Raw genomic sequence first — 24,574 nt, forward strand, 5'->3', positions numbered from 1 at the left:
TTCCCCGGCGGACGGCGAAAGCGCGCCATCCATGCGTCGGGTATGGTGTGAAGTCCATCGGACGGCTCGCCATCACGCGTCGCCGTTTCTTCATGTACTGGCGGAATCGGGGAATTCCAATGTTCAAATGGCTTCCGGCCTTCCTGAGCCGCGACTGGGCAGGCCTGCCCATCGCGTTCGCGATCGGTGTCGCGGGCGGCGGGCTCGCCTGCGCCGGCCTGCCCGTGCCGGGCGGCATCCTGCTCGCCGCCGGCGTCGCGCTCACGGCCGGCGCGCTCCATCACCTCGCGTTCCTGGCCCGCTTGCGTAAGGCCTGCCCGCCGCCAGGCCAGCTCGTGGACGTCGGCGGCCATCGCATCCACGTCCTCGCGGAAGGCCGCGCGGACGACCTGCCGCCGGTCGTCTGGATGTCGGGCGCGCACATGGGCGGCCTCGTCCTGCATCACCTGCATCTGGCATTGCGCGACACGACGCGCTCGATCCTGATCGACCGGCCCGGCAGCGGCTGGAGCGACGCCGGCCCGTATCCGCGCTCGACCGCGCGCGAAGCGGAGGAAGTGGCCGAAGCGTTGCACCGCGCAGGCGAACGCGGGCCGTTCGTGTTCGTAGGGCATTCGTTCGGCGGCCTGCTCGTCGCCAATCTCGTGCGTCGCCATCCGCATCTCGCCTGCGGCCTCGTGCTGCTCGACGCGACCCATCCCGACTTCTTCAACTACGCGCCGCCGTGCCTGCGCCCCACCGCCATGACGGTGGCCGGCAACCTGAGCGGCCTGCTGCATCTGTTCGGCATCCACATCGATCTCGTCGACGTGCTGGGCCGTCGCCAGCCCGCTGTCAAGCGGTTGCTCGACCTCGTCGAGAGCCGGCTCGCCGAGGCGCTGGCGCTGGGCGCCACGCGCATCGAGATGCATGCGCGTGCCGGGTTCAGCGCCGCGTCCAGCCTCGCCGAACTGGGTGTCGCGCGCAGCCCGCTCGCGGGCTTCGACACGCTGGTTCACGACGGCGAGCTCGGCGAGCTGCCGGTATTCGTCGTCACCCCGCGCGACGCGTCGGAGATGCGGCCCGAGCAGGCCACCGAGAAACACAAGCTGTATCGCCGCATGGGCGTGGACGAAGCCGGCTTCGAGCGCTATCTCGCGCTGATGACCGCATCGCGCAGCCGCTATGTGTCGACGTCGTCGCGAAGCGAGCTGATCCACGCGCCGGCCGGCGACGGGCACAATTTCCCGTACGAATCGCCGGCATTCGTGGTGCAGGTGGTCGACCGCATGCTGCGCATGCGCTCGCACGTCGCCTGACGCACGCGCATCGCCGTTCAATCGATGGTCGACACGCGGTCGGCCATCACCGCCCCGCCGCGCGCGCGCAGTTCGCGCGGCGACATGCCGAAGCGTTTCTGGATGGCGACGGAGAAGCTGCTCGGATGGTTGTAGCCCACCGCGTACGCAACGTCGGTGACCGGCACGCCCGGCTCGCGCAGGAGTCGCAGCGCCTGCTGCATACGCAGTTCGTGCGCGTATTCGTGCACGCTCTTGCCGAGCAGCGCGCGAAATCCCGCGCACAGGCTGCTGCGGCTCAATCCGACCTGGCGCGACAGCACATCGAGCGAAGGCGGCGCCGCGAAATGCTCCTGCAGCACCGTCTGCGCTTTCGACACCGCACGCCGCGTCATGCGGCTCACTTCGCCGTGGCCGGCTTCGTCGCCGGCGTGGCGCGTGGCATCGGATACCGAATCGATTGCGCGCGCCACGATCTCGAGGCTGCGCCCGTGCAGATAGATCGACCGGCTGCGGCCGTCCAGCGAGCAGTCGCCGATGTCCCGCAGGCACTCGAACAGCGCCGGTGAAATCGGCCCCGCATGCATGAACGATTCCGTCAGCGTGCCCTCGACGAAATGTCGCAACGGCACCGGCAGCGCCTCTTCCGCCCCGGCATAGAGCGCGCTGAGCGCACTGCGATGCAGGCAAATGCTCGTCACCTGATGATGTCCGCGCTCGGTCACGTCGCCCGCCGGCATGCCATCGGGTTCGGCGACCAGCACCATCGACGGGCCATCGAGGCTGATCTCGCGCCCGTTCACCGCATACGACGCCGCCCCGCTTCGACCGACGCGAATGCGCAACGTGTTCTGTCCGCGCGTGCGCCGCCGCACCACGCCCGCGAAGCGGACGTCGACGGAGGTCATCCAGAAAGCCGGCGATTGCGCGTGGAATTCGGTCTGACCGTCCGCATACGTGTTCGCGTATTCGACGCGATAGTGATGCCCGTTGCCGATCTGGCGGATCACCGTGGACGGGAAATCCGGCACCGACGGATTCGCGGGCGGCACGGCCAGATCGCGACTCAGCGAATCGTAATCGAGGTACGGGGAATAGAGGTTCTGCAACATCGGTGCGGGACTCCGGTGGCTGCCCCGCCTCCGGCCCGGAAGCGAGGCGCGATTCTCACGATCGCGACAACGCTCCCTTATATCAAGCCGGAAATACCACGCAAAGAACATGTTTACCCCCGCATCCGGCCGCTACCGGCCCGTCGGCGAAAGCGGCCAGCCGGGTCGATACGCGACGCGGAAGCCCGCCATTCAGCGCCAACGCGCCACTACGCAAGCACGTCGCCGGCCACCCCACGCTGCGCCGCCTCCCGCCGCCGCAACCGCATCGCGATCAACACGGCACACACCGCCAGTGCCGCACCGGCCAGAAACCCGCCCGTGTACCCCACCTTCGCGGTGAGCGACAAAATCGTCGACGACGCAATGAGCTCGCCGAGATCGCGCGTGCTCTGCACGGCCGTCACGTCGGTGCCGGCCTGGTCGCTGCCGCCCGCGAAGCGCATGCCGGCCGTCATGATCGACACCGACGTGATCCCGGTCGCCAGCGAACCGAGTACCGTGCACAGCCATGCCCATGACGGCGACACCGGCAACCACCCGCTAGCCTGCGCAAACCACAGCAATGCCGCCGCGCCCGCAAAGCTCACGCCGGCCGTAAACGCAGGCCACAACCCGAGCCGCCTGACGAGCCACGCGCCGCCGCCGCACCCGAGCACGACCGTCACGATGCCGCCGGCCATCCCGAGTTTCCCGATCGCGTCGAGCGTCCAGCCCGCATCGTTGAGAAACAGCTTCGACAGGCCGAAGCCCGATACGGCCGTCATCGCCGACAGCAGCGCGAGCGACAGCAGCGACCACGAACGCGGCCGCTTCGCGAAGCGCACGAGGCTCGCGTTGTGTTCGGCTTGCACGCGTGCGCGATCCGCATCGCGCGGCAGCACCCACAGCACGCACGCGAGGCTCGCGAGCGGCACGGCGGCCAGCGCGAGAAACGCGGCACGCTGGCCGAACAGGCCGATCAGCGTCAACGTGCCGGCGCCGCCGCCGAAGAAGCCGATCATCACGCCCGCGATCTGGATTGCGTTGATCTTCGCGAGCGTGTCGCCGCTGAAGTGCTCGGCGGCCATCCCGTCGTTCGCGATGTCCTGCGTCGCGCTCGCCAGCGACGCGACGGCCAGCAGGCCGACCGCCCAGCCGGCCGTCGCGACCGTCATGCCGATCTGCGCGAGGCTGCCGAGGCACAGCACGACGAGCGTCTGCATCGGCAGCATCCAGCTGCGCCGCCGGCCGATGCGCGGCGACCAGCGGTTGTCGACGACAGGCGCCCACAGGAATTTCACGACCCATGGCAAACCGACGAGCGGCAGGAACGCCAGTGCGTGAAGCGGCGCGCCGTCGTGGCGCAGCAGGGTCGGCATCGCATCCATCGCAATGCCGATCGGGATTCCCTGTGACAGGTAAAGCAGCGTGATCGTGATGACCAGGCGGCGATGTTCGAGCAGATCGCGCATCGAAGTCTCCAGTTGCATGACATTAAAAAGGTTCGACACCAGCCGGCATGCGCGCGGGCCGCATCGCATCGCGGCGCGGACGGCGCGCGGCGCGCAGCAGCAATGCGCCGAATGCGACGAGCGCCGCGTCGATCGGCCAGTACACGGGTGCGCCCGCGCCGAGCAGCGCGATCGCGCAGTGCGTAACGCCGGCCAGCGCGTATGCGGCGCCGGCCACACACATCAGCCTCCGCAGCCAGGCCGCGCGATCGGCCACACCGGCCGCAAGCGCGACCGCGCCGCCCCACACGGCCCAGAACAGCATCGCGAGCACATGGTCGACGCGCACGCCGTCAGGCAACGCTCGCCCGGCGAGCAGCAGTACGCCGCCCGCGAGCACGAGCCCGCCGCATGTGCCGACGACGACCGCGGCCAGCACGTTCGCGGAGCGATCCTGCTGCGCCCGCCGCCGCTCGATCCACAGATGCAGCCCCGTCGCGCACAGCGCGCACGCGGCGAGCCCCATCAGGAAATGCACGACACGCAGCAAGCCGCCCATCGCACCCACCCAGCCGTATTGCGCAAAGTGCAGCGGCTGCACCGCGATGAATGTGCGCAACCAGAAGCCTCGGCCGCGCGATGTGACATCCGCGAGCCATTGCCCGTCCACCGCGCGGTACAGGTGACGCTCGAACACAGCCGTACTCGGCAGGCCGGCGGTCGTACCGGCAATCTCGACGCGCGCGTTCGCATCGCCCCAGCCATGCAGCACGACGGCTTCACGCCGGAACTCCGGCATGCGTGCCGCGTCGCGCCGCAGCAGCGCATCGAGATCGGGCGCGCGTTGCCACGCGCCGCCGGCTGCGGCGGGTGGCGGCCCGCCGAGCAGGTCGGCGAACGCGCGCTGCGGCTGCCCCGGATACGCGACGCCCGCGAGCGACACCGTGCCGAGCGCGCCGAGCCCCGACAACGCGCCGGTGAACGCGAACAGCACGAGCCATGGCGAGCCCCACAGGCCGATCCATGCGTGCAGGTCGAACAGCGCGGCGCGCAACCCTTTGCCGCGCCGGATACGCGCTGCATCGGGCCAGCGCCGGTGATGCACGATCAACCCCGCAACGATGAGCACGAGCAGCACGATCCCCCACAGGCTCACGAAGATCCGCCCGGGAAAACCGGCAAACAGCGTCTTGTGCAGCGTGACGAGCAACGCCGCGCGTCCGCCGTCGGCCAGCCGCTCGCCGGTCGCCGGGTCGAGCGCCAGCGTGCACGCCTGGCGCGCGTCGCAGAAGCGGATCGCCGGATCGTCCGGCTGCGGCAGCACGATGCGCGCATCGCGCAGCGGTACGCCGAGTGCCGCCGCGCGTGCGACGAGTTCATCAAGCGGCAGCGACGGCCGCGCGACGGCGACCGGCGGCGGCCGCCACCAGCCCTGCATCGAATCGGCCGCGAGACTCCAGGTGCCGCTGAACAGCACGACGAACAGCACCACGCCGAACAGCGCACCGGCACCGCGATGCAGCGCGCGCCAGCGCGAACGCAATGAAGGGTCCATGTCAGCGCCCTCCCCAGAACATCGCGCACGGCACGAGCACCGCGAGCCACGCACCCGCCCGCCACGCGGCCTGCCGCCGCCCGGGCGCGACGAGCACCCACAGCAGCGCGGCGACGCCCGCGGCAAGCGACAGCAGCACGGCCGCATAAAGCCGGTTCAGGCCGTCAGCCGGGTAATGACGGGCCAGCGTGATAGCGAGCGCGACCGTGCCCGGCAGCACGCCGCCGATCGCAAGCGCCGCCCGCGTCCCCCAGCCGCCCGCCATCAGAACTGCCCGCGCACGGTCAGCATCACGTTGCGCGGTTCTCCGTAACGGTTGTTCCAGCCGGGCTGGCTCAGGCTCAGGTAGTACTTGCGGTCGAACAGGTTGTTGACGTTGACGGCCGCGCTCCAGTGCTTGTCATAGCGGTAGCCGAGCCGCACGCTCGTGAGCGCGTAGCCGCCCTGGCTCAGCGTCACGCCGTTCGCCTGCGCCGAGTAATTGCTCTGCACCTGTACGCCGCCACCGACGCTCCAGCGCCGTTCCTGCCACGGCAGGTCGTAGTTGGTCCACAACCGGAACAGGTGGCGCGGGTTCAGCAGCGGCGCGAACGAGCCCGCGTTTGCGAGGTTGTCCGCATAGCTCATCGTGTCGTACGTGTAGCTTGCCCACACGCTCCACCACGGCGTGATGCGGCCGTTCGCCTCGAATTCGAAGCCCTGGCTGCGCACGCTGCCGCCGTTCACGTAATAGCAGTTCGGCCCCGCGCACGGATGCGCGAGATCGACCTGCGGGTTGTTGTCGAGATCGATGCGAAACGCCGCGAGCGACACGTTCAGCTTGCCGCCCGCCAGTTCGCCCTTCACGCCCGTCTCGTAGGTGCGCCCCTTCACCGGCGTCAGGATGCCGCCGCCCCACATCGACTTGGTTTGCGGCTGGAACACTTCCGCATAGCTCGCGTACCACGACCAGTCGCGCGCGAAATCCCAGATCAGCCCGCCGTACGGCGTGAACTGGTGGCCGGTGTTGTAGTGCGCGCCGAGGCTGTCCTGGTTCCACCAGCTCATGCGGCCACCGAGCACGAGCGTGACGGGTTCCGCGAGCTTGATGCGGCCGAGCCCGTACACGCCCTTCTGCGAAACGTCGTTCTGCTGCGACTGCTGGTACGGGCCGACGCCCGGCTCGGGCACGCTGTCCGGGTTCCAGCGGTACACGTTCACCGGCGTGCCGGACACGTCGCCGAGCAGCTGCGCCGACATCTGACCGCTGCTGCTGTTCGCGTAGGTCACGCCGAACATCAGGTCGTGCGTGAGCCCGAACGCATGCACCGGGCCCTGCACGTTCGCATCGAGGCTGCGGCTGTAGGTGCTGAACCGGTACGCGCCGCCCGTCAGCGCGCCGCCCGCGCCGGTCGCCGGGTCGATCGCGCCGAACGAGCCCGCGTACTTCAGGTCGGAGCGCACGCTCTGGTATTCGCCGCTCACCTTCGCCTTCCAGCCGCCGCCAAGCTTCTGCTCGACCGAACCGAACGCGCGCGTCGTGTCCCAGTCGAAGCTGCCCCACGCGGTATCGAGGAACGTCGAGCGCGATAGGCCGAGGCTCGATCCGTCGCGCGCCATCGGCACGCCGGACATGTCGGGCACCGATCGGGTCGTCTGGTATTGCGCGCCGAACGTGAGCAGCGTGTCGCGCGTCACGTCGACTTCCGTGACGCTGTAGATCGACCGCGTATCCTGCTTGGCGTGGTCGTAGAAGAAATGGCGATCCTCATACGCGGCGACGAGCCGGCTGCGCACGGTGCCGGCCGCATTGAGCGGCCCGCCGATGTCGGCTTCCGCGCGATAGCGGTCCCAGCTGCCGACGCTCACGCTCGCATTCGCGGCGAACTGGTACTGCGGCCGCTTGCGCACGAGGTTGACCGTCGCGGCCGGGTTGCCCGAGCCGTGCAGCAGGCCGTTCGCGCCGCGCAGGATTTCCACGCGCTCGTACACCGACATGTCCTGCGGCGCGCTCGCCATGTCGCCGATCACGATCGGCACGCCGTCGAACTCGAACGAATCGACCTTGAAGCCGCGCACGAAATACGCGGTGGTGAGCAGCACGTAGGGCTGCACGGTCACGCCCGCCGATTGCTGCATCACTTCGTCAAGCGAGGACAGGTTCTGCTGGTCGATCCGCTCGCGCGTCGTCACGCTGACCGACTGCGGAATCTCCCTCAACGCAAGCGGCATCTTGCCGACCGTCGCGACCGACGGATCGTCGGTCACGCCGCGCGACGCGGTCACCGAAATCGCCTTCAACTCGCCCGCGGCGGGCTTCACGTCGGTCGTCCCTTCCTTCCGGACTTCTGCGCCGGCTGCCGACGCCGGCACCGGCGCCGTCTCGGCAAACACCGCCGCCGGATGCGCGGCGATCAGCAGGCCGAGATACAGCGACGGACGCCAGCGCCCTCGCCCCAAACGGGCGACGCGCGCGCCCTTCGTCCTTGATCTCCCAGGTTCCAGCACCTCGTACCGCATTCACGCCCCCGTATTTGATAATCGTTCTCATTATCAAATAGAACCGGCGGGCGATTTTTCGATCGAGGGGCTTTTCCTATCGATTCCGGGCACGCCGGATCGCATTGTTCACGTCAGTGTTCGGATTCGACCGGCCGGGCCTCCGTGTCCGTATCGGCCGGCGGTGGCGCGTCGGGCGGCCGCCCGGCCCGGGCGAACGTCGCGTACCACGTATCGCTCTCGACCAGCTGCGCATGCGTGCCGGTCGCCCGCACCCGGCCCGCGTCGAGCACGACGATCGTGTCGGCCGCCGCCGCGAGCGCCGGCTGGTGCGTGACGACGATGCGCGTGCGCTGCCCGCGCAGCGCGACGAGGCTGTCGCGCACGCGACGTGCACTCAGCTCGTCGAGGCTCGCGGTCGGCTCGTCGAACATCAGCACCGGCGCACGCGCCAGCAGCGCGCGCGCCAGGCACGCACGCTGGCGCTGCCCGCCCGACAGCAACTGGCCGCCCGGCCCCACGTCGGATTCGAGCCCGTCCGGCAAGCGCTCGGCGTCGCGCAACAGGCCGACCGCGTCCAGCGCGGCGCGCAGTTCGGCATCGGTCGCGTCCGGTCGGCCCATCCGCACGTTCCACGCGAGGCTGCCGCGAAACAGCCCGTTGTCCTGGAACACGAGGTTGCGCGTCGCGGCAAGCGTCGCCTCGCTCAGGTGCCGCACATCGGAGCGGCCGAGCAGCACCTGCCCGGCGCCCGGATCGTCGAGCCGCGCGAGCAGGCCCAGCAGCGTGCTCTTGCCAGCCCCCGTCGGGCCGACGATCGCGACGAAGTCGCCCGCCGGGCAATGCAGGTCGACGGCGTCGAGCAGCGTCGCGCCGCTGGCCGAGCGGTAGCCGACGCGCACGGCGTCGACACTCGCATCGTGTACCGGCTTGCCGCGCTCGGGGCTGTCGAAACGCGGCGCATGCAGCACCGCGAGCACCGTGTCGAGCGCGCGCCAGCCGCCACGCAGCGCCTGGTCGAGCTGCGTGAGCTGCGCGAGCGGCTCGATGAAGCGCACGAGCAGCACGAGCACCGCCACGGCCGTCGCGGCATCGAGCCGCCCGGCCGACACGGCCCACGCGCCGCCGGCCAGCATCGCGACGAACACGCCCTGCACCGCGCCCGCGAAGCCGAGCTCGATCGGCAACGAGCGCCGCATCTGCGCACGCGTGCGGCGATGCTGTTCGTCGAACGCGTGCTGCAGCGCCGCGCGCGCTTCGCCCTCCTGGCCCGCGAAGCGCAACAGCCCCTGATGCGCGGCGAAGGTCTGAAGCTGCAAGGCCATGTCGCGATCGCCTGACGCGCGAGCCTGTTCGAACGCGAGCGTACGTGTGCCCCCGCGTTCGAGCAGCGCGAACAACAACACGGCCGCGGCCGCGAGGCACAGCGCGATGCGCCAATCGATCCACGCGAGCCCCGCGACGACCGCAAGCGGCGTCACGACCGCGCCGATCAACGGCCCGAGCAGGTGCGCCGGAATCCCCATCGCCTGCATGACCGGCCCGCGCAGCAGCCCGGCCGGATGCGTGTCGCGCACGGCCTGCCATGACGCGATGCGCGGCAGGTGCCGCACGAGGCGTTCGACGAGACCGGCCGCGAGCGCGCCGCCCGCGCGATAACCGCCGCGTTGCGCAACGTACAGCACGAACGCGTGGCACAGCGTCAGCGCGCCAAGCGCGATCGTCCAGTGCAGCATGGCCGCCTGCCCGCCGGCGAACCATGCGCGGATCAATGGCACGAGCAGCAACCCGCAAGCGCCGTCGAGCAACGCGGCGGCCACCGCCCAGCCGACCCCGCGCCACAGCACGCGGCGTGTTTCCAATGGTATGCACTGCAAACGTTTGAGCGACTTCATCATCATGCGGCCTCCCCGCCTGCGGCACCGCGTTCGCTCCATAGCCGCGCATACAGCCCGCACGCGGCCAGCAGCGCCGCATGCGTGCCGCGCTCGACGATGTGGCCGCGATCCATCACGAGAATCTGGTCGGCATGCCGGATCGCGTCGAGATCATGGCTGACGATCACGCGCGTGCGCGCGTCGCCGCGCAGCGCATTGCGCAACGCGCGCCCGGTTTGCGGATCGAGCGCCGAAGCCGGTTCGTCGAGCAGCAGCACCGGTGCGGGCGCCAGCAGCGCGCGAGCAATCGCCAGGCGCTGCAGTTCGCCGCCGGACAGCCGCACGTCGCGCCCGCACACGCAGTCGTAGCCGCCCGGCAACGCATCGATGCGTTCGTCGAGGCAGGCCGCGCGCGCGGCTGCGCGAATCTCTTCACGATCGGCATCGGGCCGGTAAAGCGCGATGTTGGCGGCGATCGACGCGTCGAGTGCGGCGGCCTGCTGGAACACCATCGCCACCTGCTCGCGCCGCGTATCCGACGCGAGCAGCCGCAGCTCGGCGCCACCGAGCCACACCGTGCCGCGGTCCGGATCCATGAAGCGTGCGAGCAGCATCAGCAGCGTGCTCTTGCCCGCGCCCGACGGCCCGACGATCGCGGTGGTCGTGCCGGCCGCGATCGTCACGTCGATATCGCGCAGGATCGGCGTGCTGTCGATATCGACACTCACGCCGCTCAGTTCGATCGACGCATCGCGCGGCACCTGTGCAGCGCCATCGACTGGCTCGGGCAGGCCCGGCTGCGCGAGCAACGCATCGAGGCGTGCGGCGGCCGCGCGCGCTTCGCGCAATGCGTCGGCACCGTGGCCGAGCGCACGCACCGGCGCCGCGACCGCCCAGATCAGCAGTGCGAACGTGCATAGCTCGCCGACCGGCAAGCGGCCGGCCGTCAGCCACATCGCGCCGAACACGACCCACGCGAGCAGGAACGGCGTGCCGAGCAGCACCTGCGTGCAGGCGCCCGGCCCGCCGACGCGGCCGACCCACGCTGAAAACGCCTGTTCGAAGCGCCCGGTCGACGCCAGCGCGGCCGCCTCGATGCCGGCGCCCGGATACTGCCGCACGAGCGCCGGGTTCTGCGCGAGCTGCGCGTAATCGCCCATCAGTTGTTCGAGCGCCGCGTTGCGCGCCGCGACGGCCGGTGCGAACCGCGCCGAACGCATCCAGCGGAACAGCGCGGCGCCCGCGACGAGCGGCACGAGCGCCAATGCGAGCAACACGGGATTCAGGTAAAGCAGGCACGCGAGCGCCGCGCACGGTACGACGATGAGTTGCGTGACGTCCGCCGGCGCATGCGCGACGAGCTGGTGCAGCGCGCGCACGTCCTGGTCGACGTGACGCGCGACGCGATCGCTGCCCGCGCGCGCGAACCAGCCGAGCGGCAAGCGTTGCAGATGATCGGCGAGGCGCCTGCGCAAGCGGTCGGCGAGATCGGCGTCGACGCGGTGCGTCAGGTGCAGCGCGACCGTCTGGCCGCCCAGCCAGCCCACACCGGCCACCACGGCCGCGACGAGCCAGCCGCGCGCCGTCGCGTCGAGCTGCGCCGTCGCGCGCCACGCGTCGGCGACCCGGCCGAGCGCGAGCCACGGCACGAGCGATGCGACACCCGCCAGAGCCTGCAGCACGACCGCCGCCGCGAGCGGCACCGCGAACGGCCGCAACATCGAAAGCAACGGCCCCTTCATGCGGCACGCTCCAGCTGCATGCCGAGCGTGGCTGCGCACGCGTCGCCCGGCGGCGGCTCCGGAAACCCGAGCTGCGTGGCCAGTTGCTGCCAGACGTGCGTCACGTCGATGCTGCACGGATTGCGCGCCTGCAGCGCTTCGCCCGACACGAGCCGATCGGCCGCGCGCACGGCCGCTTGCGGCCAGCTGCGGGCGTGCAGGCACGCGAGTTCGGCCGCGCCCAGCGCATGCGCGACGCGGCTGAAGCGCGGCACGCGGACCGTTTCCGGCAAACGGGCGAGCGGCAGCGCCGCGATCATCGCGACGAACTGCGAGCGAAAGGCAATGGGAGAAAAACAGGAATGGTCGATTCTGGAATCGACAGCGGTCTGGCTCATGAGCACGCCTTGCATGGGTCGTTCGATGGCGGATCCGCGCGGTAGCGGCCACCCGTGGATGAAAATCTATCTCACCCACACCCATGAGCACGGTCGATTGTTTTAGGCTGCCGGTCAGTTGTTTTAGATTGCCGCGCGCTCCGGTTCGACGTCGTCGATCGCGTTCGACGACGCACGAATATCGCTCGGCGAAATGCCGTAGCGCTTGCGGAACGCAATCGAAAAATGCGCGGGGCTGTAGCCGACGCGGTACGCGACGGTCGACACGTTCGCGTCCTCCGCGCACAGCATCGCGTGTGCGGTCCGCAACCGGTATTCCTGCAGGTACGCATACACGCTCGCGCCAAACACCTTGCGGAAACCGGCCGTCAGCTTGCGCGAATTCATCCCGACACGGCCCGCGAGCGCGTCGAGCGTCGGCGGCTGCTGCAGCTCGCGCGTCAGGATGTCGCTCGCCGCATACACGCGCTCGACGTCCGACGACGTGACGCGCACATCGACCGGCGCGAACTGCCGCTGCGTCGCCAGCAACTGCGCGCTCAGCGCGGTCAGCTCGAAGGCCTTGGCCTTCAGGTAGTACTCGCGCACCGCGCCCTCGAACTGGCACGTCGCGATCTGCACCGCAAGCGCCTGCAGCGCCTTCGACGCCGGGCAACTGACGATGCGCGGATCGCCGCCCGTCGGCGCGAGCATCTTCTCCGGCAGCAGGCTCAGGTCGCGGTCGAGCGCGTCGATGCCGAGCTGCACGATCGTGTAACGCAACGGCACATCGCGATCGTAGATCTGGTGCGTCGTGAATTCGCCGTCGTTGGCAATCACGCACAGGCCCGGCCCCTTGATGCATTGCTCGGGCTGGCCCGGCACGCGGCAGCGCAACTGCCCGCTCTGCACGAGGACGAGCTTCAGCCCTTTTTCGAGCGGCTCCTCGTACCAGTCGCGGCTGTCCGAGCACAGCGTGCCGCTCATGAGTTTCATGCCCGCGTCGATGTGCACCACGCCCGGATGATTGCCGGGCACGAGCACCGGCGGGTGACGTCGTGACGAAGCGAAGGAGGTCGAGCTCATCGGAGATCCGTTGGTTAGGCAGCGCGCGCGGCCCGGCACGCGCCGGCGGCAACCGGCCGATTGTCCGGCCGGGCCGGCCAGGCGCCGCGCGCCCGATCAAATGAAATTGCCGCGATATCGAAAGAAACGGCGCGATCGCGGCATTTGTTGCAAATGATAATACCTCTCATTTACATTTTCTGACAACTTGCCGGAACCCAGGGTCAGCGCATGCAATCCTCCCGGCCAACGCACCCGACTGGCCCGACGACTTCGCACGCCGCTGCGCTCGACCACATCCGCGCGCATGAAGGTTTCAATCGTGGCTGGTATGCGGCGCCCGTCGGCTGGATCGACGCGCACGGCAACGGTGACTTCATCGTCGCGCTGTGCTCCGCGCTGGTCGACCGTGGCGCGTGCCGGTTGTTCGCGGGCTGCGGCATCGTCGCCGATTCCGAGCCGGTCAACGAATATCAGGAGACCGAACTCAAGTTGTCGAGCATTCAGGCGGCGATCCGCGTGCGCGATGCGGCGGCGGATGCCAATGCCCGCGGCTCGACACAGCTATCGGCTTCGTCGACGGTCGAATGATGCTTCGGCGCGACGGCCGCGCGCATCACAACAGCGGCAGCGTGAGCCGGATATGCTCGGCGAATGCCGTCGTCAGATGCGACGGCCGCTTGCGATCGAACTTCAGCGCAATGCCCACCGCCGGCAATGGCGGCAGGCGCGGATCGCCGGTGACGATCGCCAGGTCGGCCGGTACCGCTGTCTGCGTCATCACCGCGAACGCCTGCCCCGAACGCACCAGCGCGATCAGCCCCGCGAGACTGCTGCTCGCATACGCGACGCGGTAATCGCGGCCGGCACGATCCAGTGCCTCGCAGGCCGCGAGGTGATCGAGCGTGTCGCGATCGGACAGCGCCAGCGGCAACGGATCGAAATGCGCGGGTTCGAGCCCCGGATAGCCGATCCAGACCAGTTGCTCGCGGCGAATGATGTCGTCGTTCGCGACGTCGTCCGGCAATGAAATCATCGCCAGATCGACCGCGCGTTTCTCCAGCTGCTCGATGAGCCGCGGCGTCGGCCCGCATACGACTTCGACGATCGCCTGCGGATGCTGGCTCGAAAACTGCCGCAGCAGCGAAGGCAGCCAGACCTCCGCGTAATCGTCCGGGCACCCGAAGCGGATCGTCCCCGACAACCCCGTGCCGCACAGGTCGGCCATTGCCTCGTCGTGCAGCCTCAGGATGCGCTGCGCATGCACGAGCAGCCGCTCGCCCGGGTGGGTCAGCACCACGCCGCGGCCGGTGCGCTGGAACAGCGGCTGGTCGACGACCTCCTCGAGCCGCTTCATCTGCTGGCTGAGCGCGGACTGGGTCCGTCCGACACGCGCGGCCGCGCGGCTGAGCGCGCGCACTTCGGCGATCACGACGAACGAGCGCAGCAGGTCGATTTCGAGCGAAAGTCCCAAGGTATTAGCTCCTTTTCTACCTTGCATAAGAACTATTCGTTTCCATCAAACCAGACGCGCGCCTAGACTGCAAGCGCCCCCTACCCCTTGCCCCTTGCCCGGAGACGCCCGATGTCCCTGAACGACGACCCGACCTTCTGGCGCAACGCCAGGCAGCACCTGGTCCGCTACGGCGGCACGTTCGAGCCGATGATCATCGAGCGCGCGCAAGGCAGCTTCGTGTACGACGCGGACGGCCGCGCGATCCTCGATTTCACATCAGGCCAGATGAGCGCGGTGCTCGGCCACAGCCATCCGGAGATCGTCTCCGTGATCGGCGAATACGCGGGCAAGCTCGACCACCTGTTCAGCGGGATGCTGTCGCGGCCGGTCGTCGACCTCGCGACGCGCCTGGCCGACATCACGCCCGCCGGGCTCGATCGCGCGCTCTTGCTCAGCACCGGCGCGGAATCGAACGAAGCGGCGATCCGGATGGCGAAGCTCGTCACCGGCAAGTACGAGATCGTCGGCTTCGCGCAGTCGTGGCACGGGATGACGGGCGCGGCCGCGTCGGCCACGTACAGCGCCGGCCGCAAGGGCGTCGGCCCGGCGTCGGTCGGCTCGTTCGCGATTCCGGCGCCGTTCACGTACCGGCCGCGCTTCGAGCGCAACGGCACCTACGACTACCTCGCCGAACTCGACTACGCGTTCGACCTGATCGATCGCCAGTCGAGCGGCAACCTCGCAGCCTTCATCGCGGAGCCGATCCTCAGTTCGGGCGGGATCATCGAGCTGCCGGAAGGCTATATGGCGGCGCTCAAGCGCAAGTGCGAGGCACGCGGGATGCTGCTGATCCTCGACGAGGCGCAGACCGGCGTCGGGCGCACCGGCACGATGTTCGCGTGCCAGCGCGACGGCGTGACGCCCGACATCCTGACGCTGTCGAAGACGCTCGGCGCCGGGCTGCCGCTCGCGGCGATCGTCACGTCCGCGCAGATCGAGGAACGCGCGCACGAACTCGGCTACCTGTTCTACACGACGCACGTGTCGGATCCGCTGCCGGCGGCCGTCGGCCTGCGCGTGCTGGACGTGGTGCAGCGCGACGGGCTCGTCGCACGGGCGAACGTGATGGGCGACCGGCTCCGGCGCGGCCTGCTCGACCTGATGGAGCGCTTCGACTGCATCGGCGACGTGCGCGGACGCGGGCTGCTGCTCGGCGTCGAGATCGTCAAGGATCGCCGCACGAAGGAACCGGCGGACGGGCTCGGCGCGAAGATCACGCGCGAATGCATGAATCTCGGGCTCAGCATGAACATCGTGCAATTGCCCGGCATGGGCGGCGTGTTCCGGATCGCGCCGCCGCTGACCGTCAGCGAGGAAGAGATCGACCTCGGCCTGTCGCTGCTGGAGCAGGCGATCGCTCGTGCGCTGTAGCGGTGTGCGGCAGCGCGCTGCTCCGCTGCCGTACGTTCCGTCGTGCCGGTTCGACGACCGGCGAGAAGGAAACGAGATCAGGATTCCCGATCGATCGACATGCTTCGGTATCCGCGCAAATCGCGCAAGTCGCGCGTGACGCGCCGGCAGTCACGCGTCGCGCATCACGGGTACGCGCACGCCACTCAGGTACCCGTCGACGTATATTTGCGCACCCCGAACCGCCACGCGACGAAGCACGCGCCCAGGAACACGAACGCGACCGCCGGCGCGAGCGGCAGAAACCAGCTCGGCGCGCCGAGCGGATCGGGCTTGCCGAGGATCGCCAGCACCGGGAAGTACGCGACGCACGCGATCGGCACGACGAACGTCAGGAAATGACGGAGCCAGCCCGCATAAAGACTGATCGGGAACTGCGCGGCCTGAACGCCGCCGTACGTGACGACATTGACGACTTCCAGGCTCTCGACGGTCCAGAACGCGAGCGTGGCCTGCAGCACCATCAGCCCGAAGAACAGCGCGACACCACCGGCGATCGTCCACACGGCCAGCGCGATCGACGTGGCGTTCCAGTCGAAATCGAGCGCGCGCGTCGCGACGACCAGCACGACGATGCCCTGCAGCAGCCGCCCGATCACGCGCAACCGGAAGTCATGGCCGATCAGTTGCAGCGTGGCCGTGCGCGGGCGCAGCAGCAGGCGGTCGAAATCGCCCGTGCGGATGAAGTCGCTGCCGAACACGTCGAACCCGCGGCTGATGAAATCGGCGATCGCGAAGCTGACGCTGACCATTCCGAAGAACATGCAGATGTCGCCGAAGCGCCAGCCCTGCACGTCGCCGAAGCGATCGAACAGTGCCCAGATGCCGACCAGTTCAATGAGGGTCGTCAGGAACGTGCCCGCGCCGAGCATCAGGCTCGAGGCCGGATACTGGAGCTGGGCGCGGATCGAGGTGGCGAAGTAGCGGGACAGCAGGCGGGCGGCATGCATCGGGTCAACCTCCCTGCAGATGAAGCCGCGCCATCACGCGGTGCATCGCCATGCGCCCCAGCGTGACGAAGGCGACGATCCAGAACGCCTGCAGCGCGAGCCCGGCCCACGCGGCGCCCCCGTTCAGCGTGCCGATGTAGATCCGCGACGGGATGTCGAGCATCCCGGCGAACGGCTGGGCGATCAGCAGCGGCTGCAGCCAGTCCGGAAACAGGCCGAGCGGAATCAGGTTGCCCGAGAACAGGATCACGAACGCGGGCGCGAGCGTGTTGATCCCGCGATCGGTCAGCGTCGCGGCGATACACAGGTTGAGCAGCATCACGAACGCGGCGGCGAGCCCGATCATCAGCATCACGGACACGACGAACAGTGCGGCCCGCGCGGCGTCCGCCGGCGGCTGCCAGGCCCATTCGCCGAACCCGGCGAGCGGCAGCGCGATCGCCGCCGCGACGAACATCAGCAGGACCCGCGGCAGCGCCCGCGCGCTCATCCACGCCATCGCCCGCACGTACCACCACGTGTACGTATCGACCGGGCGCAACCGGTCATAGCTGACCGCGCCAGTCCGTACCGCCGCCGCGACATCGGGGTCGCCGGCCCACGGCAGCAGCGCGAACATCGCCTGCGCGATCCACGTGTAGGTCGTCACCTGCTCGAGCGTCATCGACGCATGCGCATGCGTCGCGTGACGATAGAACGCCGCATAGATCATCACCTTGAGCGCGCCCCACCAGCATTGCGTCGTGAAGCCCGCGAGGGCCGCCGCGCGATACTGGAGCAGGGTCTTGAAGCGTGCCGAGAAAGCCGCGGCGTACGGGCGCAGGACGTCCATCGGCTCAGGCTTCCGTCGCGCCATGCAGCCGGTAGAAACGCGCGATGACCTCCTCGATCGCCGGCTGCTCGACGCGGATATCCTCGACCGCATGCTCGGCCGCGATGCGCGCGACGAGCGCGGGCGCACCGATGACGCCCGGATCGAACGCGAGCTCGGCCGTGCGACCCTCGCGTCGCAGCAACTGCGTACCGGCGATGTCGAGCGCCGGTGCTTCGTCCGCGAAGTCGACCAGGATGCGGCGGTCGGACAGCACGCCGGCGCGCAGCGCGTCGAACGGCTGGTCGGCCAGCACGCGGCCATGCCCGATGACGATCACGCGCTCCGCGAGCGCCTCGATGTCGTGCATGTCGTGCGTCGTCAGCAACACGGTCACGCCGCGCTCGCGGTTCAGCGTCTTGACGAATTCGCGCACCGCGAGCTTCGACGGCGCATCGAGGCCGATGGTCGGCTCGTCGAGAAACAGGATCGGCGGCTCGTGCAGCAGCGCCGCGGCAATTTCGGCGCGCATCCGTTGCCCGAGCGACAACTGGCGTACCGGCTGGTCGAGCAGGCTGTCGAGGCGCAGCATCGCGACGAGCGCGTCGCGCGTGCGCCGATAGGCGCCGGGATCGACACGATAGATGTCGCGCAGCAGGTCGAAGCCGTCGATGACGGGCAGATCCCACCACAACTGGCTGCGCTGCCCGAACACCGCGCCGATGCGCGCGACGTGCGCGATGCGGTCGTCGAACGGCACGCGGCCGTCGATGACCACCCGGCCGGAAGTCGGCCGCAGGATGCCGGACAGGATCTTGATGGTGGTCGACTTGCCGGCCCCGTTGGGCCCGATGAAACCGAGCAGCTCGCCGTGCCGCAGGCTGAAGCTGACGTCCTTGAGCGCTTCGACTTCACGCCAGCGGCGGCGCAGCAGCCCAAGCATGCCGGGCTGCCGCTCCGCGATGCGATAAGTCTTCGCCAGGCCTTCGACGATGATCTGGGACATGCGATCCTCGCGGGTTCGTTAGCGGCCCGCGGCCGTCGGGCAGACGGTGCCGGCGCGGAAAGCGCGCGATCTTATCATGGGGCGGCGCAACGGATCGCAGCATGACCGGTTGCGTTGCAGCGGAGAGGGCTACCTGGCGTGACCCGCATCGACGCGTGTGTATCGATTCGGACGGATGGCCCAAACGCAGCCGATTTGACTACGATCGGAGCCGAATCGGCTACACACGTGCTGCAACCGGCAAGCCGCCTGCCATGCGGATGCGCTACCGGACGCGATAGCCACCCGCGAAGTGTTTCGTGCCGGCGATGCGGAGACTCTCCGACCGGTCGGGCTGGCGTCGCATGCGTGAACGCCACCTTGGCCAGTCCGGCGTGCCAGATCAGCGATGCGCGAGCACGTTGACGAGCTTGCCGAACGGATCGCGCACGTAAAACCTCCGCACGCCCCAAGGCTCGTCAGCCGGGCCGTATTCGACCGGAATCCCGGCCGCATGCACACGTGCAAGCGCTTCATCGACGTCGTCGACCTCGATCGACAGATCGGGCGTCGGCGTACCCGCCCCACCCTGCGATGCGAAGCTGATCTGCACGTCCATCTGCTCGTCGTTGCCGTAGGTCGCGATCCAGCCGTGGTCCATCAGCAGGTCGAGGCCGAAGATCCGCTGGTAGAAGCGCTTGGCGTCGTCGACTGAGCGCGTGTCGATATTGGCGACGATCCGTTTGACTTTCATCGGGTTCCTTCACGAGGCGTGACAGTACCGCGACGCTACACCGGAACCGCGCGTTCAACCAGGGGCGTCAGCGGCCGGCCGCCTCCATGTCCGCCCGCCGCGCCCGCGCGGGCCGCTCGCCGTGCTTGCCGGCCAGCCACACGCCGATCGCGACGACGACGATGCCGACATAGGTCGACACCTCGATCCGGTCGCCGAACATCCACGCGGCCCAGGTCAGCGTCACGGGCGGCTCGAGATAGACGAGGGTTGCCACGCGCGTCGCGGGCATGCGCTTGAGCAGCGCCCACAACGACAGGTAGGCGATGAAGGTCGAGAACACCGTCAGCCACACGACGGACACCCACACGTTCGGTTGGGTCGGCACATGCAGGTCACCCGTGACGACCCCGCACACCGCGAACAGCACGAGGCTCACGCAGCCCTGCACGAACAGCGGCAGGAACAGCCCGTCCTCGTTGCTGCGCGCGGCCGTCAGCGCACGACGCCGCTGATAGATCGTCGCGATCGACAGCCCCAGCGCGGACACCAGCGGCAGCAGGTACATGACGAGCCCGACCGACCCGGCCGGCAGCGCATATTGCCCGCCGATCACGATCCCCACGCCGACGAACCCGACGACGAGCCCGGCCCACTGGCGCGCCCCGCTGCGCTCGCTGCCTTCGAGCGCCGTCATCGCGGCCGTGATGAGCGGCTGCAACGCGGCGACGATCGCGGCGATGCCGGGCGGCAGGCCATGCTGAATCGCCACGTACACGCAGGCCAGATAGAGAAACTGCGACAGGAAGCCGATCACCGCGTGATAGCGGAGCTTCTCCCACGTCAGGCGCCCGAGCTGCCGGTTGAGGACGAGCGCCAGACAGAGCGTGACGAGCAGGAACCGCCAGAACAGCAGGTTGAACGCGCCGGCCGTCTCCGCGCCGAGCTTGGCGCCGATGAAGCCGGAACTCCACGACAACACGAACACGAGCTGGAGCAGGAATAGCTGCATGGGGCGACGGTTCTCAGAAGGTTACCGGGGACAGGCGCGGGTCTTCCCGATCCTCCGCGCGAATCGGTTCGAGCCCGAGGCGCCGGCGCTGCAGTTCGGCGTCATCCCTGAGGGCGCGCTGCAGTGCCAGCCAGTTGACGATGGGGCGCGCAATGCCGTCGTCCGACGCGAGATGCCAGAACCCGTTGTCGTCCTCGCGCGGGTACGGACGATGAAACGACAGCACCCGCGACATGCGACGCCCCGACTCGACCGGTGCGACGCCGCGGAACCGCTTGCTGCCGTCGATGAGCCGCGCGTCGCCCGCGCTGTCCAGGTTCGCGGTCTTCACATGCCGGCGTTCGCGATCGTGGCGGTCGAACGTTTCCGCAGTCGATTCGTAGAACAGAATGTTTCAGCCCTCGTCGTCGGCTCGATCAGACAGCACGATATCCGGCACGAAGCGGGTGCCGTCGGCGTGCCGCATGCCCAGCTGTTCCCTGCCGTTGCCTGCCTGTTGACCCGAGAATATGGGATGGCCAATAATTCCGTCAATCGACATTACCTGAATCAATGATTCGGAGAAACCAAATCATGCCGCGTACCCTGGACGTCGACCTGCTGCGCACCTTCCACGCCGTCGCGAAGCTCGGGCGCTTCAAGGATGCGGCCGTACATGTGAATCGCAGCCCGTCGTCGGTCACCGCGCAGATTCAGAAGCTCGAGGAAATGGTTGCGCAGCGCTTGTTTACGCGAAACAACCAGGCCGTCGAACTCACCCAGTTCGGCCACAAGCTGCTGAGCGACACCACCGAGTTTCTGCTGAGCCACGACCGGCTCGTCGAATCGCTGTCGCCGCAGATGCTGACCGGCAAGTTGCGGCTCGGCATCCCCGATTCGTACGCCGCGCACTTCATGGCGGAATTCCTGCCGCGCTTCGCCGCCGATCGGCCGCTGCTCGAACTGACCGTCGAAGCGCGCTCCAGCGAAGCGCTTCAGTCGCTGTTCTCCCGCGGCCAGCTGGACATCACGATCGCCGTGGTGCAGAAAGTGCCGCCGCACGGCGAGCTGCTCGGCAAGACCCATCCGGTGTGGGTGGCCGCGCGGACCTTCAAGTTCAATCCCGACGCGCCGCTGCCGATCGCCGTGCAACTGCAGGGCTGCCCGTACCGCGACACCGCGCTGAACGCGCTGAAGAAAGCGAAGATCGCGCACCGGATGCTGCTCGAGAGCGCCAGCTCGCCGGCAGTCGAAGCATGTATCGCCAACGGCCTCGCGGTCGGCCTCATCGAACACGATCGCGTGTCCGGCAACCTGACGAGCCACGTCGCCGGGATCGTGCTGCCCGATCTCCCGCCGCACCTGATCACCATCCTGACGGACGACAGCAATCGTGCCGCGCTGCATCTGCGCGACATACTGAAAAGCACGTTCAGGATCGGGGTGTGAAGACAAGGCCGGGAACCGGCCTTGCATGAGAGAGCGCAAGAGGACGCGCCGCCGGCCCGTTGCAGGCCGGCGGCATCCGGCGTCAACCGCCGAGGTACGCCTGCTTGATCCGGTCGTTCGCGAGCAGGTTCGCGCCCGTATCGGCGAGCACCACGCGCCCCGTTTCGAGCACGTAGCCGCGATCGGCCACACCGAGCGCCTTGTTCGCGTTCTGCTCGACGAGGAACACCGTGACGCCTTCGTCGCGGATCATGCGGATGATGTCGAAGATCTGCGCGATCACGAGCGGCGCGAGGCCGAGCGTCGGCTCATCGAGCAGCAGCAGGCGCGGCTTGCTCATCAGCGCACGGCCGATCGCCAGCATCTGCTGCTCGCCGCCCGACATCGTGCCGGCCCGCTGCGCCGCGCGCTCCTTCAGGCGCGGAAACAGCTTGAACACGTGCTCGATGCCTTCGTCGATCTCGTGACGGCTCGCGAAGAAGCCGCCCATCTTCAGGTTCTCGAGCACCGTCAGGCTCGGGAACACGCGCCGCCCTTCCGGCGAGATCGCCATCCCCTGCCGCATGATCTGGTGCGTCGACATCCCGGTGATGTCCTTGCCCTCGAACAGCACGCGGCCCGACGATGCGCGCGGCGTGCCGCACACGGTCATCATCAGCGTCGTCTTGCCGGCGCCGTTGCTGCCGATCAGCGTGACGATCTCGCCCTTGTTCACCTCGATCGACACGCCCGCGAGCGCCTCGACCGCGCCGTAGTGCGTATGGACCTGTTCCAGCTTCAGCATCACTCTTCCCCCAGATACGCCTTGATCACGCGCGGATCGTTACGGACCGCTTCCGGCGTGCCGATCACGATCGGCCGGCCGTGCTCCATCACGAGGATGCGGTCGGACACGCCCATCACGAGGCTCATGTCGTGTTCGATCAGCAGCACCGATACGCCGAACTCGCGGCGCAGCTTGTCGATCAGGTGCTGCAGCTCGATCTTCTCCTGCGGGTTGAGGCCGGCCGCCGGCTCGTCGAGCATCAAGAGGCGCGGCTCGGTGATCATGCAGCGCGCGATCTCCAGACGCCGCTGGTGCCCGTACGACAGCGTGCCGGCCGGCCGGTTGGCGACCGACGTCAGCCCCATCCGGTCGAGCCACACCGCCGCGCGCTCGAGCGCTTCCTTCTCGGCACGTCGATACGCGGGCGTCGAAAACAGGCCGGGCAGCAGCCCCGCCTTCACCTTGCGGTGCTGCGCGACGAGCAGGTTCTCGACGACGGTCAGCGACTTGAACAGGCGGATGTTCTGGAACGTCCGCACCAGGCCCTTCAACGCGATCTTGTGGCTCGGCAGCCCCGCGATCGCATGGCCGTCGAGCACGACGTCGCCGCCGGTCGGCTTGTAAAAGCCGCCGACGCAGTTGAACACCGTGGTCTTGCCCGCGCCGTTCGGCCCGATGATCGCGAACACTTCATCGCGACGCACGTCGAAATCGATGCCGTCGACCGCGAGCAACCCGCCGAAGCGCATCTGCAGCCCGGCGACCTTCAACAGTTCTGCATTCGCGCTCATTGCGGCAGCTCCACGTGGGGACGGCTCGCGGGCAGCAGGCCCTGCGGACGCCACATCATCATCAACACCATCACGAGACCGAAAATCAGCATCCGGTACTCGGCGAAGCCGCGCGCGACTTCCGGCAGCACGGTCAGCAGGATCGCCGCGAGAATCACGCCGAGCTGCGACCCCATCCCGCCAAGCACGACGATCGCGAGGATCAGCGCCGATTCGATGAAGGTGAACGATTCAGGATTCACGAGGCCCTGACGCGCCGCGAAGAACGCGCCGCCGATGCCCGCGAACGCGGCGCCGAGCGTGAACGCCGACAGCTTGATGCGCGTCGGGTTCAGACCCAGCGAGCGGCACGCGATCTCGTCGTCGCGCAGCGCTTCCCACGCACGCCCCATCGGCATGCGGATCAGGCGACTCGTGACGAACAGCGTGAAGCCGACCAGCACCAGCGCGATCAGGTACAGGAAGATCACCACGTGGTCGCCGCTGTATTCCAGCCCGATCAGCTCGTGGAACGTCTTCGCGCCTTCGACGCTCGCGCTGCGCGCCATCTCGTAGCCGAACACGGTCGGCTTCGGAATGCCCGAGATGCCGTCCGGGCCGCCCGTGAGGCTCGTCAGGTTGTTCGCCATCAGGCGGATGATTTCGCCGAAGCCGAGCGTGACGATCGCGAGATAGTCGCCGCGCAGCCGCAGCACCGGGAAGCCGAGCAGGAAGCCGAACGTCGCGGCCGCAATCGCGGCGAGCGGCAGGCACTCCCAGAACGTGAGCCCGAAATACTGGTTCAGCATCGCGTACGTATAGCCGCCCACCGCATAGAACCCGACATAGCCGAGATCCAGCAGCCCCGCGAAACCGACCACGATGTTCAGCCCGAGGCCGAGAATCACGTAGATCAGCGCGAGCGTCGCGACGTCCACCGCGCCGCGCGAGCCGAAGAACGGCCACACGAACCCGATCGCGAGCATCACCCATACGATCACGCGCTGCTGCTGCGCGCCCATCGCGGGCACCGCCGGCAGCTTCACGGCCGCTTTCGCGCGCACGAGCCACGGCTTGAACAACTGGAACAGGAACACGGCCGCAACCGCGATCCACACCGGTCGCCAATGCGGCGTGAGCACCACCTGATAGCCGTCGAGCTTCAGTTGCAGCCCGAGCACCGGAATCGTGAGGATCGCCGTCAGGAATGCGGCGGCCACGGCATTCTTCAGCGACTGGCCGACCGACGCGTCGGCGGCCGGGCGGCGAACGGAAATGACTTGACTCATCTGCGTCTC

At 68.6% G+C, this 24,574-nt stretch carries 21 protein-coding genes and 2 pseudogenes; 4 read left to right on the plus strand and 19 right to left on the minus strand.

The window, feature by feature from the left end:
- Positions 1-119 precede the first annotated feature (119 nt).
- Positions 120-1,298, plus strand: coding sequence for an alpha/beta fold hydrolase (locus LGN19_RS07865; RefSeq protein WP_226213839.1), 1,179 nt, complete (start codon positions 120-122; stop codon positions 1,296-1,298).
- 17 nt (positions 1,299-1,315) lie between these two features.
- Here the strand turns inward: LGN19_RS07865 and LGN19_RS07870 are convergent, their stop codons facing one another.
- The 9 genes from LGN19_RS07870 to LGN19_RS07910 all read right to left on the minus strand — a co-directional run bounded on the left by LGN19_RS07870 (position 1,316) and on the right by LGN19_RS07910 (position 12,916).
- Positions 1,316-2,500, minus strand: a complete 1,185-nt coding sequence (locus tag LGN19_RS07870; RefSeq protein WP_175220001.1) for a helix-turn-helix transcriptional regulator — start codon at positions 2,498-2,500, stop codon at positions 1,316-1,318.
- 98 nt (positions 2,501-2,598) lie between these two features.
- Positions 2,599-3,843: a RhtX/FptX family siderophore transporter gene (locus LGN19_RS07875; protein ID WP_226213840.1), complete on the minus strand. Its 1,245-nt coding sequence runs from the start codon at positions 3,841-3,843 to the stop codon at positions 2,599-2,601.
- 22 nt (positions 3,844-3,865) lie between these two features.
- Complete coding sequence (locus LGN19_RS07880) at positions 3,866-5,377, minus strand: PepSY-associated TM helix domain-containing protein (protein WP_226213841.1); 1,512 nt, start codon at positions 5,375-5,377, stop codon at positions 3,866-3,868.
- 1 nt (position 5,378) lies between these two features.
- On the minus strand, positions 5,379-5,642 hold the full coding sequence (locus tag LGN19_RS07885) for a hypothetical protein (RefSeq protein ID WP_226213842.1): 264 nt from the start codon (positions 5,640-5,642) through the stop codon (positions 5,379-5,381).
- Positions 5,642-7,876, minus strand: coding sequence for a TonB-dependent siderophore receptor (locus LGN19_RS07890; protein ID WP_226213843.1), 2,235 nt, complete (start codon positions 7,874-7,876; stop codon positions 5,642-5,644). Before LGN19_RS07890 ends, LGN19_RS07885 begins: the two co-directional genes overlap by 1 nt.
- A 113-nt stretch (positions 7,877-7,989) precedes the next feature.
- Positions 7,990-9,753, minus strand: a complete 1,764-nt coding sequence (locus LGN19_RS07895) for an ABC transporter ATP-binding protein (protein ID WP_319000636.1) — start codon at positions 9,751-9,753, stop codon at positions 7,990-7,992.
- Positions 9,753-11,474: an ABC transporter ATP-binding protein gene (locus LGN19_RS07900; protein WP_226213844.1), complete on the minus strand. Its 1,722-nt coding sequence runs from the start codon at positions 11,472-11,474 to the stop codon at positions 9,753-9,755. The genes LGN19_RS07895 and LGN19_RS07900 overlap by 1 nt, the downstream gene beginning before the upstream one ends.
- The gene (locus LGN19_RS39875; protein ID WP_226213846.1) at positions 11,471-11,851 is read right to left on the minus strand and encodes a hypothetical protein; all 381 of its coding nucleotides are present in this window, start codon (positions 11,849-11,851) and stop codon (positions 11,471-11,473) included. The genes LGN19_RS07900 and LGN19_RS39875 overlap by 4 nt, the downstream gene beginning before the upstream one ends.
- Positions 11,852-11,974: 123 nt before the next feature.
- Positions 11,975-12,916 carry a helix-turn-helix transcriptional regulator gene (locus LGN19_RS07910; RefSeq protein ID WP_174955978.1) on the minus strand — a complete coding sequence of 314 codons (942 nt, stop codon included), beginning with the start codon at positions 12,914-12,916 and terminating at the stop codon, positions 11,975-11,977.
- A 255-nt stretch (positions 12,917-13,171) separates the two neighbouring features.
- On the opposite strand from LGN19_RS07910, the pseudogene LGN19_RS07915 reads away from it, so the two are divergent.
- Positions 13,172-13,486, plus strand: a pseudogene (locus LGN19_RS07915) (chorismate-binding protein); the annotation flags it as partial.
- 25 nt (positions 13,487-13,511) lie between these two features.
- On the opposite strand, the gene LGN19_RS07920 reads toward LGN19_RS07915, so the two are convergent.
- Complete coding sequence (locus tag LGN19_RS07920) at positions 13,512-14,396, minus strand: LysR family transcriptional regulator (protein ID WP_226213848.1); 885 nt, start codon at positions 14,394-14,396, stop codon at positions 13,512-13,514.
- A gap of 84 nt (positions 14,397-14,480) precedes the next feature.
- Here LGN19_RS07920 and LGN19_RS07925 point away from each other — a divergent pair, with 84 nt between their 5' ends.
- A complete protein-coding gene (locus LGN19_RS07925; protein WP_174955980.1) occupies positions 14,481-15,782 on the plus strand; it encodes an aspartate aminotransferase family protein in 1,302 nt (433 codons plus the stop codon).
- A gap of 185 nt (positions 15,783-15,967) precedes the next feature.
- Here the strand turns inward: LGN19_RS07925 and LGN19_RS07930 are convergent, their stop codons facing one another.
- From LGN19_RS07930 to LGN19_RS07955, 6 genes and pseudogenes are all read right to left on the minus strand, one after another.
- Positions 15,968-16,771 (minus strand): ABC transporter permease, encoded by an 804-nt coding sequence (locus LGN19_RS07930; protein WP_226213853.1) that lies wholly within the window; start codon positions 16,769-16,771, stop codon positions 15,968-15,970.
- A 4-nt stretch (positions 16,772-16,775) separates the two neighbouring features.
- Positions 16,776-17,603 carry an ABC transporter permease gene (locus LGN19_RS07935; protein ID WP_226213858.1) on the minus strand — a complete coding sequence of 276 codons (828 nt, stop codon included), beginning with the start codon at positions 17,601-17,603 and terminating at the stop codon, positions 16,776-16,778.
- Positions 17,604-17,607: 4 nt separating this feature from the next.
- Entirely contained in the window at positions 17,608-18,588 is a 981-nt protein-coding gene (locus tag LGN19_RS07940) for an ATP-binding cassette domain-containing protein (RefSeq protein ID WP_122947777.1), read from the minus strand.
- Positions 18,589-18,970: 382 nt separating this feature from the next.
- Positions 18,971-19,321, minus strand: a complete 351-nt coding sequence (locus LGN19_RS07945; protein WP_089452088.1) for a VOC family protein — start codon at positions 19,319-19,321, stop codon at positions 18,971-18,973.
- Positions 19,322-19,388: 67 nt separating this feature from the next.
- Positions 19,389-20,312 (minus strand): DMT family transporter, encoded by a 924-nt coding sequence (locus tag LGN19_RS07950; RefSeq protein ID WP_226213859.1) that lies wholly within the window; start codon positions 20,310-20,312, stop codon positions 19,389-19,391.
- Between the two features lie 13 nt (positions 20,313-20,325).
- A pseudogene (locus LGN19_RS07955) lies at positions 20,326-20,799 on the minus strand (2OG-Fe(II) oxygenase); the annotation flags it as partial.
- Between the two features lie 86 nt (positions 20,800-20,885).
- On the opposite strand from LGN19_RS07955, the gene LGN19_RS07960 reads away from it, so the two are divergent.
- Positions 20,886-21,740: a LysR substrate-binding domain-containing protein gene (locus LGN19_RS07960; RefSeq protein WP_174955983.1), complete on the plus strand. Its 855-nt coding sequence runs from the start codon at positions 20,886-20,888 to the stop codon at positions 21,738-21,740.
- A gap of 82 nt (positions 21,741-21,822) precedes the next feature.
- Here LGN19_RS07960 and LGN19_RS07965 read toward each other — a convergent pair whose 3' ends face one another.
- From LGN19_RS07965 to LGN19_RS07975, 3 genes are read right to left on the minus strand one after another with little or no spacing between them, the layout of a single operon-like run.
- Entirely contained in the window at positions 21,823-22,524 is a 702-nt protein-coding gene (locus LGN19_RS07965) for an ABC transporter ATP-binding protein (protein WP_122947780.1), read from the minus strand.
- Positions 22,524-23,297: a high-affinity branched-chain amino acid ABC transporter ATP-binding protein LivG gene (livG, locus tag LGN19_RS07970; RefSeq protein WP_122947781.1), complete on the minus strand. Its 774-nt coding sequence runs from the start codon at positions 23,295-23,297 to the stop codon at positions 22,524-22,526. Before livG ends, LGN19_RS07965 begins: the two co-directional genes overlap by 1 nt.
- Positions 23,294-24,565, minus strand: a complete 1,272-nt coding sequence (locus LGN19_RS07975; protein ID WP_226213861.1) for a high-affinity branched-chain amino acid ABC transporter permease LivM — start codon at positions 24,563-24,565, stop codon at positions 23,294-23,296. Before LGN19_RS07975 ends, livG begins: the two co-directional genes overlap by 4 nt.
- Between the last annotated feature and the right edge of the window lie 9 nt (positions 24,566-24,574).

The organism is Burkholderia sp. AU30198 (assembly GCF_020419825.1).
Taxonomy (GTDB): domain Bacteria; phylum Pseudomonadota; class Gammaproteobacteria; order Burkholderiales; family Burkholderiaceae; genus Burkholderia.